At 56.8% G+C, this 12,714-nt stretch carries 10 protein-coding genes; 6 read left to right on the forward strand and 4 right to left on the reverse strand.

The features are described 5' to 3' along the window. Positions 1–350: 350 nt before the first annotated feature. The 3 genes from PH558_RS24185 to PH558_RS24195 all read left to right on the forward strand — a co-directional run bounded on the left by PH558_RS24185 (position 351) and on the right by PH558_RS24195 (position 2,810). Complete coding sequence (locus tag PH558_RS24185; RefSeq protein WP_285207032.1) at positions 351–1,226, forward strand: hypothetical protein; 876 nt, start codon at positions 351–353, stop codon at positions 1,224–1,226. Between the two features lie 166 nt (positions 1,227–1,392). Continuing rightward, positions 1,393–2,226, forward strand: a complete 834-nt coding sequence (locus PH558_RS24190; protein WP_285207033.1) for a lysozyme inhibitor LprI family protein — start codon at positions 1,393–1,395, stop codon at positions 2,224–2,226. A gap of 101 nt (positions 2,227–2,327) precedes the next feature. Next, complete coding sequence (locus PH558_RS24195; protein ID WP_285207034.1) at positions 2,328–2,810, forward strand: hypothetical protein; 483 nt, start codon at positions 2,328–2,330, stop codon at positions 2,808–2,810. A 36-nt stretch (positions 2,811–2,846) separates the two neighbouring features. Here PH558_RS24195 and PH558_RS24200 read toward each other — a convergent pair whose 3' ends face one another. Continuing rightward, positions 2,847–3,926 carry a lysozyme inhibitor LprI family protein gene (locus tag PH558_RS24200; RefSeq protein ID WP_285207035.1) on the reverse strand — a complete coding sequence of 360 codons (1,080 nt, stop codon included), beginning with the start codon at positions 3,924–3,926 and terminating at the stop codon, positions 2,847–2,849. Between the two features lie 661 nt (positions 3,927–4,587). Between PH558_RS24200 and PH558_RS24205 the strand changes: the two genes are divergently transcribed. Beyond that, positions 4,588–5,613, forward strand: coding sequence for a DUF4424 domain-containing protein (locus PH558_RS24205; protein WP_285207036.1), 1,026 nt, complete (start codon positions 4,588–4,590; stop codon positions 5,611–5,613). An 81-nt stretch (positions 5,614–5,694) separates the two neighbouring features. After that, entirely contained in the window at positions 5,695–7,584 is a 1,890-nt protein-coding gene (locus PH558_RS24210) for a DUF4344 domain-containing metallopeptidase (RefSeq protein ID WP_285207037.1), read from the forward strand. Between the two features lie 72 nt (positions 7,585–7,656). On the opposite strand, the gene PH558_RS24215 is transcribed toward PH558_RS24210, so the two are convergent. Further along, positions 7,657–8,703 (reverse strand): helix-turn-helix domain-containing protein, encoded by a 1,047-nt coding sequence (locus PH558_RS24215; protein ID WP_285207038.1) that lies wholly within the window; start codon positions 8,701–8,703, stop codon positions 7,657–7,659. A 313-nt stretch (positions 8,704–9,016) separates the two neighbouring features. On the opposite strand from PH558_RS24215, the gene PH558_RS24220 reads away from it, so the two are divergent. After that, positions 9,017–9,595: a TetR/AcrR family transcriptional regulator gene (locus PH558_RS24220; protein WP_285207039.1), complete on the forward strand. Its 579-nt coding sequence runs from the start codon at positions 9,017–9,019 to the stop codon at positions 9,593–9,595. 273 nt (positions 9,596–9,868) lie between these two features. Here the strand turns inward: PH558_RS24220 and PH558_RS24225 are convergent, their stop codons facing one another. After that, positions 9,869–10,831 (reverse strand): class 1 fructose-bisphosphatase, encoded by a 963-nt coding sequence (locus PH558_RS24225; RefSeq protein ID WP_285207040.1) that lies wholly within the window; start codon positions 10,829–10,831, stop codon positions 9,869–9,871. Positions 10,832–11,395: 564 nt separating this feature from the next. Beyond that, positions 11,396–12,610: a pyridoxal phosphate-dependent aminotransferase gene (locus PH558_RS24230; RefSeq protein ID WP_285207041.1), complete on the reverse strand. Its 1,215-nt coding sequence runs from the start codon at positions 12,608–12,610 to the stop codon at positions 11,396–11,398. Positions 12,611–12,714 lie beyond the last annotated feature (104 nt).

The raw sequence follows: 12,714 nt of genomic DNA on the forward strand, positions 1-12,714 counted from the left end.
CGGCACCTCTGTCGCAGTCGCGATATCCGCATAGCCTGACAGCGTGACCGATGACAGCCGATTTCCGAAATCTGAACGCAAGTGCACTTGTTATGGATGATCCTGCACTGCGCCGACGCTGAATGCGAAAACGGCTTTGGCAGATTTGCGACGCGGCCGGCAATGTCCAGCTACCTCCTGGGAAAAGCGATTGTCGCGAAATGAATCGGTGCGAACTCGCAATTCTGGACGCATGTGCACTTGAGATGGAGGGGAGTAGACCTCACTCAAGTCCGCACGTCTTGAACGGTACACAGCCGTTGAATAGACATCCCTATATTTTTGCTGATGTCCACGTCTTTGAGGCCCTCTTGATCATTCATAAGCGTATTCTCCAACGCTCCGCCGGTCGCGCTTTGCTCGTACTGGCCTTTCTTTTGGGTGGCGGTCCGATCGCGGTGGGCCAGGGTGCGGAGGTTGCACCGAGCATACGATCGCGGGTTCCGGGGCTCGAAATCGCGCTTCTATCGCAATTGCCCAAAGCGCCTGCCTCGGCCCAATCCCGGGAGGAATGCGAGGCGCTGGTCGTTCCGAAAAGCGTGGGCGGAAAGGCGGCCAATGCTCTCGGCTGGGGAGTGACGGGGGAAGCAAAGCTCGGATCCTATGACGCGGTGAGCTTTGCTGGGGAATTCGAGCCTTCGACAGCCGGCGCCTGCGAAATCAGTCAGGGCAATATTGCGCTCTTTAGCGGCACGCGGCTTTTCGTCATCATCTATGCAAATAAGAGCAGCAAGCTATCGATCGGCAGGATCATCGCGGCAAGGGATAGCCTGCGCATTGTCGATGGCGACCTTGTTCAAACGCCTATTGGCGATGTCCGGCTCGTTGACGGCCGTGCGATTGAAGTCGAGCCTCTCGCGAAAGAACAATCCGTCTGCGGCGGACAGGCCATGGTGCCGGATGTTTACGGCAAGCCCGTCGCCGAGGCTCGCGCGGCGATCATTGCCGAAGGGTGGGAGCCGTTTCGCAGCCCAGCCCCCGCCTATCAGGATTTCGTCGGCGACAATATTCGCAAGAGCGGGATCATCGAGGCGACCGATTGCTCGGGCACGGATCTCGCATCCTGCAGCTACTATTACCACAAGGGCGACATGGAATTGAGTCTCACCAGTTTTGGCGACGGCAAGCCAACGGTTTCGGACTTTCAAGCCACCTGCGAGCGCTCCAAATGGCATAAGGCGAATTGACAACCGCACATGGAAGCTCCCGGCCTTCTTTCCGCCTCCGGTCTGAAACGAACTCATCGTTCATCGGGGAAATGCGGGGAGCTTTCGATGACGGTAACGATCGACGAGATTGCGATATCACCCAGCCGGATCATCCGGCGGAAGAAGTAAAGGAACGGAAGCCACCATGTGTCGTCATCAATCCGTGGCAGGAGTTCGGCTGACGATCGCCACCTTTCTGGCGATCATTGGAGTGAGTGCTGCAACTCCTTCCTGGGCAATTGATTGCACCAAGGCGAGCGATCCGATCGATAAGAGGATCTGCGGCAACGCCGGCCTCAAGGCAGCCGACGCCGCCATGGGGCAAGCCTATGCCGCACTCCTCAAATCGGCGCCAGATCCCGAAATCCGCTCGATGCTGGTGAATAGCCAGCGTCGCTGGATCGCTGCGCGCGATGAGGGGCTGAAGACCGGCTTGGACGGCTCGGCCATGCCCGCCGGAAAGCTGCGCCAGGTGATTGCAGAACGCACCGCACAGCTCGGTGATCAATCGGAGAAAGGGTTGGTCATGCAGGCTCAGGCGCAGCGCCGCTTTCTCGCGAAATACAGCGGAGGCGCCTTTGCCGGCTTCGATACGAGTTGCGAGTTCATTCCCAACGACAGGGATGGGTCGAGCTATTCCTATCAATGCAGCGGCGCCATGCATGTCCAGAACAAGACCCGCCTTTGCAGCGCCAGCACGGAATGGGCCAGCTGGTCACTCTATGAATATCACGCCGTCAGCACCATCGAAGGCGACAATGCGAAGCCCGCCGCTCTGTGCAGCGATCAATCGGGCGATATTTGCGGCGGCGGCAAGGATGTGACCTGGACGTCGAATCCCGACGCGGATCAACATTTTCCATCGCCGAAGACAGGCCTTGCCAAACTCGATGTCGAAGGTATCTGGCCGCTGGAAACGGCGGATGCAGACTGGTTCGACCAGTGCCTGACGAGCTCAATCTATCCGCCGGCACAATGAAGGCAGCTCGATGCTAAGGACAGAGCCGGCGCGAACATGCCGCGCCCGGAGCCCAAGCAGGCGACATAATGGCCCGTCCGTCTCGATCACAAGGAGAAACAATGGCTGTTGTTTTACCAGATGAACCCGTGACCAAGACGGCGAGTGCCCGGCGATCGATCCGTGTCGGTCCGCCGATCGCCGCAGCTTGCGTATTTCTTATCGCCAACGCGGCGCTTGCGAGTGGATCTCTGCCGCCCGAACCTCTCGCGGCCGGCCCCTTTTCGACCTTCGCCGTATGCTTGGCCTATCTAATGGAGAAACATCGGGAGCAGACGGCCTTGGCCATGCCGAAGCCTGTGATAATGCAGGAGGGCGGCACACATCAAACCCTGGTCTCGACGAAGGGTGTCTCTCAAGACTCTGGTGAGCGGGCCGTCTATGAGGCGGAGATTGACTATCAAAACCGGGCCATGGACGTGCAAACGCAGCGGATCGTCACCAACATTTCTTGGGAACGCTATTCCTTAAGTTGTCAAGGTGCGGCCTTTAGAGGGACGGTTCAACGCGGCTACTACCTTCCGGCGCTGGAGCCAGCCCCCTAAAGGGCCGGCGTCCAGGAATAATTTTGAGCTTGGCCATCAGGGAAGCCGACCTTCCAGCTCGGTGGCCCGCTTGGATGTCGTTTGCACCAAACAATCGTCGGCAACGACCAAAGCAGCCGTGCCGCCGTCTTTGTCTACGGCACATTGTTGGTCGCGTTCGGCAATCCAGCCCCGTTGTTCATCACGCAGCTGCATGGCACTGGGTTGCTTCAGCTTTACCCGCAGGGTGCGATAGGCTCGATTGAGGCGATCGTCTTGATATTCAAGTTCCGCACCTGCGCAGTCCCGCATGGCGACGGTAACGCCTCCGGATTTGTCGAGGCAGGCCTTATAAGAGGGGCGCACCGCGTCGGCCTGCTTCTGCACCGTGGTTAATTTTGGCGTTCCGACTTTTTCGGCGGGTGCCTTCTCGTCGGCCCGACGATAGACCCGGGAAAAACTTACGTTGACGCCGCCGCACATATGATTGTCGCCGACGACAAGATAGCGTCCCAGTTGGGTCATCCTGACCTGGCAGAGGCCTGGGATATTCTTATCCTGGTAGGGGAGAAGTTTCTCCGGCCGACCGTCATCGCCCGGCTCATAGCCAAATGCAACTTGGGACTGCCTGCCATCGATCAGAGCTGCAAACGCGCCTCCCTGTTCACCGTTGCCGAATTGTAGCTTCGCCGTGGCGTCGATGCGGATCTTGTCGCCCTGAGCTTTGGCAACGATTGTTGTATCGCTGTCTCCCCACCGCCCGAGCCAATTTGGCGCAGGCGATATTTGGGCGAGCCGCGCCAATGGCAACCATCCCGCGGTTTTGTCATCATACGACTGTTTTGCGGGGCTCAGATATTCGGCGCAGGCGCGATTGCCATCGACTCTGCTCACGGCCACCTGATCTCCAGGTAGGAGAAACGCGCCTTTCTTGCAGTACACGGATTTTTCAGGGCACTGAAACTCTACTTTGCCTCCCGGCTTGATCTCATAAAGCTGAACTGTGAGCGGATTGTCGTCCATTGCCTCGAAGCCATAGCAATCCGTCCTTTGCTCGGCCGCGCCAACAAGTGTCGGACTAAGCAACACCAGAGTAGACAGTAGGAGATGAAATGAAGCGCCACGCCAGATGTTCATGCTGGTATCCTTTCAACGAGATAGAACGTTGATGGGGCTAGGCCTCGCCGCGATTTGTTGCGCTTGCGGAGCAATGTTTCGCCCCAGCTAAAATACTGATCATCCATATTCATGAAGAGTGACAGGCTCCCTCGTTCGCCCGCGGATGAATACGATCTTCGGGCCTCGACGCGTTTCATGGCGCTTTCAATCTGCCAGAATTTTTATCAGCGGATCGTCTGCATAAGCGGATCGAAAGAGCTGGATATAAAATCCCGCTCAGCAATTCGCTTCGGCACCCTTACGACACGCAGGAGTTGCCGGCCAGCCGCGTGGATAGGGATTTGAAAATATAGACGGATGTACACTTATAACGGACGCAGGGATATCGGTGCAACGCAGGCGTTCTGATAATTGCCGACCGAACCGAGGTGATCCGGCAGGCAACGGCCCTTGAGAATGGGCCTGGAGATATCCGGCGTGTGATGATTGAAACCATTATTGGACGTTGGATTCGCATGCTCGAGCCGATGAGGAATGCGCACCTCCGGCAACCGCGGCTCACAGCTGCGATATCCGTCATCAGTATCTGCCTGGCGCCGCCGATCGCAAGAATAATCCTGACACTCCGGCCAACCCCAAAGAACCGGCTTAGCGGAACCTTCTTCTGAAAGATCTAGCAATGCGTTTTATTCCCCTTGCCCTTGGCGCCTTGATACTCTTTTCCACCCATGCCCTCGCAGACGACAGTTCGGCCACGCTGGGGACCGGTGGCTTGATCCTTCAGAAAACCGACAAGATCGCGCTCCTCTCCGAGGATCTCTACCTTTCTGCCGCCGGCATTCGCATTTCCTACCGCTTCCGCAATCTGACGAACGCGGACTATACGACCACCATCGCCTTTCCGATGCCCGCGTTTCCGGGCGGCGGATCCAACTCCACGACCGTCGTTCCCGATCCGGTGCGCGACAATTTCATGAAATTTCAAACCGCGGTCGATGGGCAGCCTGTTGCCTCGCAGCTTGAACAGCGAGCTTTCCTCGTCGTGGACGGTCAGCCAGACGAGGAGATTACGGATAAACTCAAGGCGCTGCACATATCCCTGGTGCCGACAGCAGAAGCCACCGAGGCGGCAATCGGCCGCCTGACGAACGCGCAGCGCAAGGAGTTGGTGGATGCCGGTATCTTCGATACCGGCGAGGGCGATTATAACGGACAGCCAGCCACTCTCTATCCGCTATGGACACTGCGATCCAAATATTGGCGGAATCAGACCTTTCCGAAAGGGAGTGAGATTGTCGTACAGCAGACCTATGTGCCCGTCGTCGGCAGTCAGTCGACGCTATCGCTTGGCGCACCGGACATGGACGCAGATCAGCTCAAATCCTATCGCGAGAAGTTCTGCACCGACGAAACCTTCTTGAAGTCGGCCCGCTCTCTCTACAAGCGGATATCTGATGATAGTGCCAAAGGCGTTCAGGCTTTCGAGCAATATCTTTCCTATGTCATCACTTCGGGGGGCAATTGGGCCGGGCCGATCGGAGAGTTCAAGCTGATCGTCGACAAGGGCGATCCCAAAACGCTGGTCTCCTTTTGCGGCAACGGCGTGAAGAAGATCTCTCCGACGCAATTCGAGATGGATATCAAGAATTATGCGCCGGAACGCGACATCGACGTGTTGCTGCTGCGAACCGTCTCCGGACAATGATTTTCCGGCATGTACAAGCGCCTTCTCATGTCAAAAACACTCCATTTTACGACATCCCATCCAGAGAGCCGGAGCTCGCCCATGATGAATTTCGCCCTGAGATTTTGCTGCTCCAGGAAAATCTTCTTCGTCCTGGCTCTTCTCCTGACCTTTCCGTTCTCCGCATCGATCCAGCCTGCCTTGGCGCAATCTTCAAACCAGGATGCCTCCCGGCCGGATCTCGAAAGCACCGATTCGATCGAAGATGCTTTGAACATTTGGGAGAGGCGGCTCACGCAGGAAGGGCTCATTCTGCTCGGCTACTATAACGGCTTTGCCGACGGCTCCTTCGGACCGAGTGGCCGCAACGCGATTGCAAGCTATCAACGTGATCATAACCGTCCAGCCACGGGCAAGCTTTCCGCCCCGGACGCGCTTGAACTGGGCAGAACGGCCCTCGATCTGCGCAAGCAATTGCAATGGCGCGCACTGGACAATTCCCTGACGGGCATGACGATCTCCTATCCTGCGGGCCTGTTGACCCAAAGGCAGGGCAACAAGATTGGTGGTGAGACCCTGCAGACGGAGGATGGCGCCGTCGCGCTGAAGACGGCGCGTTTTGCCAATAGTGGCCCGGGCGATATCGATGCAGTCTATCAAAACCTTGCCAGCGAGCAGGGCAGTACGATCACCTACCAGCTCAAGCGCCGAAACTGGTTCATCATCTCGGGCACGACCGGCGATCGAAAATTCTATTCGCGCTTCGAACAAAGAGGCAATGAGATCCGCGGCTATGATCTCAGCTGGAACGCCGACAAGAACAGCAAGATCGTCGAAAACATCTCCGTGTTGATCTCGAACGGCTTTTATCCGTTCGGAGAAAATCCGGCTGATGGCGATCCGAGCTACCCGACAATGGCGAAACTTGCGGACCTCGCAAGCGCCAGCAGCCGTGGATCTGCGACAAATGGCAATGGCTCGCAGGACAGTTCGACCGGCGGTCAGACGCAATCGGAGCAGAGCAATGGTTCCGCAGACAGCCAGACAGCGCAGGCTGGCGGCGATGACGGGCTTACGGAACAGAAGGAGGGCGCACTGCCACCACCTTCAGACGGCTCGTTGGTGACATCGGACGGCAAGGGATTGCGCTTCGTCTATCACTATTTTCCGCCGGAAGATCCAAAGCTGAATTACGCTTACAAATGGGCCGTCGATACCCGTCTCTTTTTGAATATTCCCGAAATCGACGGTCTCGACGGGCTTTTCGTGACGCCGCGGCCGTTACACTACGTCACGCGGCAATGCGATACGATCAATGCGTTCTACAACAAGAAGAACGGCGCGGTTTTTCTCTGCTATGAGATGATCGACAGTCTCCTGCAGATGGGCAAGGCGCTCTCGAAAGGCGCATCGGATCCGGAGGCGTTGACGATCGAGTTCGTCAAGGACAATCTCCGCTTTATCCTGCTGCACGAATCCGGCCACGCGTTGATTGACCTGCTGGATATTCCTGCAGTCGGCCGCGAAGAGGATTCCGTCGATCAGCTCGCGGCGGTCCTGTTACTTTCGCATGTCGACGACAACGAAACCAAGAACGATATTGCGCGCGTTCTCCAGCTCGCATCCGTCTGGTTCAAGGTCAACAGCCAGTCGTCGGGCACGCCGGATACAGCCTCATTTGCAGACGAGCATTCGCTCGACGCACAGCGCTACTTCAATCTGCTTTGCATGGTCTATGGCCTTGACCCGGCAAACAACAGCCCCATCGTCGACAATGGCATGCTGCCGAAAGAACGGGCTGCCCGCTGCCCCGACGAAGCTTCCAAGATCAATCGATCCTGGGCACGGTTGATGCTCCCGCATTTCTCACCGAGATTCCAACCAAAGTCCGATGACAGCAGTGGCAGCCAGCAGAACGCGGCTGCCTCGCAACAGCCGACAGGCGGCAATCCGCTCGAATGGGATGGAAAGGCCAATCCGTTCGGCAAATAAGCATTGGTGACGTCGACGCCACCGCACGCGAAGAAATGACAGGTGGTGTCGGCTGTCGCCTGGCAGATATTTTCAGTTGCCGGGTACGCCGAAAGGCAAGGTCCAACCGGAAGGCCGAGTATCGTGCTCTCGACGGCGATGAGAAGCGGCGTGTTTCAGCGAGGAACCGGCGCGTATATTTTCCAAGGTGTCGCCGGGAGTATGGCCGAATTCGGCTTTGAAGAGGCGGTAGAAATATTTCTCGTTGGAGAAACCATGCCGCCAGGCGATCTCGGCGATATGGGGCTGCGGCCGACTGGGATCTGCCAGCATTTGGTAGGCGCGGTGCAATCTCCTGCGCTGTATTTGCCGCATGACGCCGCCGCTGCCTTCAAACAGCTGATAGAGTTTTGCGCGCGACAGGCCGACGTCCCGGCAAATGCGATCGGGCGTAAGATGGGCATCCAGCAAATGTGCATCAACGTAGCGCAGGATCCGATTGAAGAGCGCGTCTCTTATCGGACTGGCCGCTTCAACGATCGCATCCGGCGTCAGCGAAACCGCGGCAGTCAGAAGCTGCAAGGTCGATTGAACGACATAGGGGACTTCGTGCTCGCCCAGGCTTTCGAGGTTCCGCGACAATGAAAGGAGATGGTCTCCAAGGAGACGGCCGACGCCACCCGCGAGAGTCATCCCGTGCAAAAGCTGGGTGCGGCTCGGCAGGAGATCTCTCGGCACCACCAAAGAGATCACTTCACCGGCTGCAACCATGCCTTGGTTCACTTGAGCAGCATCAAGAACGAAAAGATCACCAGCTGATTTTACGGGTTGATCCGTGGTCCATCGGCACAGGAATTGGCCGCTCACCATCAAGGTGAAACGAAAGAAATCCTGACCGTCGCTCCGTATATGTCGTTCTGTTCGATTGATCTCATAGGAAGAAGGGCGGACCTGATTGAGCCACCGCCTCGTGGATAGGATAAGAGGGCCGAGCGCCGCGCCGCTTGCTTCAGCGTCGAACGCGATGGGAGCATCGTCACGCAATGTGCAATCGCAGTGGTTGTCGCTGACCCAAGCATGAAACCGATCTTTTTCGGGAAAGTCGAGCGTTGAGAAATTGAACATGAAGGTCGAATGCATCTGGGCCACAAGAACTGTCTACTTCCAGGCCTGCGGCCTTTGAGCGATAGGTAGAGCAACCGGAGAATGTGACAATAGGTGCCCAATCAAACGTTATGCGTGCTCGCGCAGAATCTCGTCCGGCAGCCTTGCGGCAGGGAAATGCGACGAGATGGCTCCTCATTACATTCATGGAATACCGCGAACTTAGGAGGCGCCGCCAGCGCCGATTGACTATTTAGATAGAACGGTCAGTATAGAAAGTCCATACGGGAATTGCTGGACAACGAGGCATAATCTGTCCATTGCAGGGTGAACTTCGCTTGAGGCATCGATGAGCCCGAAAAAAGAGCAACTTATCCTCGTTGCGACCGACCTGTTTTCAAGGCACGGCTTTCATCCTGTCGGCATAGACCGCATTCTGACCGAAGCCGGCGTCGCCCGCATGACGCTCTATAATCATTTCCCCGGCAAGGATGACCTGATTGCCGCCGTGCTGGATCGTCGCTATCACGACATCATGGCCGGTCTTCGGGCATGTGTTGAGCCCATGGCGTCGGCGAAGGAACAATTGAGGGCTATTTTTGCCTGGCATGAGACATGGTTCGGCACTCCGCAATTTTCCGGCTGCCTTTTCGAGCGTGCACTTGCCGAATTCGGTACCGATTATGCGAACATCTCTGCCGTCGCGATTCGATACAAAAAGACCATGACGGCATGGATGGCCGACATGCTGAAGGCGCTTGTGCCGGAACCTGCCGCCGCGCGCATCGCTTCAATCCTGATGATACTTCTCGACGGCGCGACGATCGATGCGCGCGCATTTCACGATCCGACCATCGCGACAAAGGCATGGAATGCCGCCGAGGCCGTCATCGAGCAGGAAATACTAGCTTCGAAGAAGCCGATGTGAGGTCGAGATATCGAATTTAGCTGGCTGATGTTTCTCGTCAGGCAGCTTGCAGCGACCAAAATTGCTTCCCGACAGGAGAACTCACCGCCCGTTCGGTCGGCGTCGGGGTGCAGGCTAGCATGCCATCCTGGCTAAATGATAGATCGACATGGATTTGCTGACGGCCTTGAGTTCCGCCTCGTTTCTTGAGAGCGAATAGGGCGCAATAATTTCCGCCGCAGTTTGGAGGCGGAAGCGGGTTCTCGCCCATTTAAACGGAATTCCGTTCGGTTGCTACACCGTCTCGATGGTCCGTTCAACACAATACGCCCGACTGATCTTTTCGACCTCCTTGCGAGAACCAAAAATTACCGGAACCCGCTGATGCAATGAGGTTGGTTCGATGTCGAGGATCGCGGTCTTCCCGGCAATGGCGGAACCACCTGCCGCTTCGACGAGAAAGCCGATCGGATTTGCCTCGTAAAGTAGACGCAGGCGGCCGCCGGAAGCGGGCTTGCTTCGATCGGCGGGATAGAGGAAGATTCCGCCGCGGTTGAAGATGCGATGTGTGTCGGCAACCATCGAACCGACCCAGCGCATATTGTACCCAGGAGTTCTGATGGACCTGTCGACATATTCGGTAATGATGTCGTCCCAAGACGGGCGACGTGCCGCGTTGATCGCAAACTCCTTGGTTTCCGGAGCGATCTTGGCATCCGCAGTCGTCATTGCGTAGACGCCGTGTTGGTCGAGCGTGAAAATCTGTACGCCATCTCCGATCGCAAGCACCAGATTGGTTTGCGGTCCGTAAGCTGCGTATCCCGCAACCAGCTGACTGCGGCCGCTTTTCAGGATCTCAGCCGCGGAGCTAGCCTCGACGATGGAAAAGATCGTTCCGACCGTTACGTTGACATCGAGATTGGAGGATCCATCGAGCGGATCGAAGATCATCGCATATCGGCCAGCGGGATGAATGAGCACTTCGGCATCGAGTTCTTCCGATACCGCGAAAGCAATCGCCGGCGATTTACGGCATGCCTCGAGCATGATCTCGTTGGAAAGTATATCGAGCGGCTTCTGCGTCTCGCCCTGGACGTTGATAGCGTCGGTTGCGCCCGTCAGGCCTGACAATGACGAGCTCCTGAGCTTATCCGAAATCTGCCGGGTAGCCTCGGCAATATTGCGGAGGATGGCGACCATGTCCTCATTCAACAATGTTCCCTTATGGGCATCGAGATAGGCTTCGAATGTCGTCATCAATGTCTTTCTCCTGCGGGAGGTGTATCGTTACGGAATCAAACAATGCCTGGCGGATGCCGAGGCTGGTGGGCGCACAACGCGGCCTGCGCCGAGGTCAGGTTTCGGACACCCACACTCGAAACAAGCTCAACGGAGGAACGATCAGGTCTACCACGCGGTCCGGGCGGTGCTGAGCGCATATGAAAGGCACGACGAAACGTGCGCGGCGAGGGGTTTGACAGTGATGGCGCAGTTTCCTGGACAGAACAGCTTATGCGCGTTCAGGTGCTTCAGCAGCTCATCGACAGTACGTTTGTCTGTAAGCGGAAATGAAATCGTCATTGCGCGTTTCCTGAGAACGGACAGAACAGCCTGAGGCAATTAGGGGTGATTTTCTTCGCGTCGCAACAAGAATTTTTTAATATGCAAATTAAAATCGATTAGCTTTTCATCTCGCTTTTTTTAAAATCGATTTAAAAACTGCGTGGTCGGATTTTGATCTCCGCACGGAACTCATGATGCGTGTTGTCGACTCAATATCCACAAGCAAGGAGCCTTCTTGCTGTATTGCGGAGCCCGGTTTCATGCGCGATATCGATCGACAAGCGAAACGAGCCGCTCTACGGCAGCTACCGCGGAAGCATGGTCCTGCGAGAAGTTCAGACGCACACTGCTGTCGCAGAAGGGGCTGAACTCGGTGCCGGGCGTTACGATGACGCTTGCCTGCAACCGGAGGATCCGCACGAAATCCTTGCCGCCGACGGCAAGGGGAGGCAATTGCGGGAAGATATAGCTTCCTGCCTCGGTGGTGCGAACCTTGATATCCTTGCCCGCGCGAAATAGCCTGAGGAGATCGTCCCGAATGGCCTCATGTTCGCGCACGCGCTGATCCATCCAGCCTTGCGGTTCGTTGAACCAAGTGCGGAAAACCGCCTGACTATAGCCCCCGGCGCGCAAAGATACGATCGCCTGTAGCTTTTCCATCCGGTTGATGATCTCCTTCGAGCCGAAGGCGACGCCCAAACGGTAGCCGCTCAGCGACTCTGTCTTCGACGGCCCCATGATGGTGATGACGTTTTCCGCGTCGATGGCTTCCGCGCGCAGATGCGCATAATCGATGCCGGAATAGAGCAGCCGCGAATAAAGCTGGTCGACGATAACCGTTGCGCCATAACGGCTGGCCAGCGATGCGATCGTCTTGATCTCCTCACGCGAATAAACGACGCCAGCGGGGTTGTTCGGATTGGAAAACAGGAAAACTTTCGCCCCATCAGCGAAGGCATCTTCCAGCTGACCGAGGTCGAGACCCGCGCGCCCTTCGACATTCAGGTAGTCCATCTGAATGGGCATCATATGGCCCTCGCAGAATTCCACCAGCTTGCGGTTGGCAAAATAATCCGGCTGAACCACCGCAACCTTGTCGCCATGGGCGACGGTGGAGGCGACGGCGAGGAACAGTGCGCCCTGCGTACCGGGCGTCAGAATCATGCCATCGGCGGCGTCGACCGGGGCGCCCGTGAAGCTCGCAAGACTAGACGCAAGCTGCTCGCGGATCGAGAGATCACCGCGGTATTCGGTATAGGCCTGCTTGCCGCCGGCCTCCACCCCAGCGGTGAAGACTTCGAAAGAGCCTGGTGTCGGCGTAAACGCATCAACGTCACCATGGGAAAAATCGACCTGACGTCCCGCAATCCGTTCGCCGCGCAGCAGCGCTTCGATACCTTCGACCTGCTGCCGCACTTCCTGGCCTGGCGCGGCGTCGGTGCCCATGCGCTCGAATTTGGCTTGAATGGTCATTGAAACTCCTTTTTTCGGCGAGGGTGATCGGCAAGGGCGTAAGACTAGAAAGCTAGGATAGCTTGGATCTAAAGCAATAAAATATGCTTGCCAGTTTCTTCAGA

The organism is Rhizobium pantanalense, assembly GCF_030182525.1.
Lineage (GTDB): Bacteria > Pseudomonadota > Alphaproteobacteria > Rhizobiales > Rhizobiaceae > Rhizobium.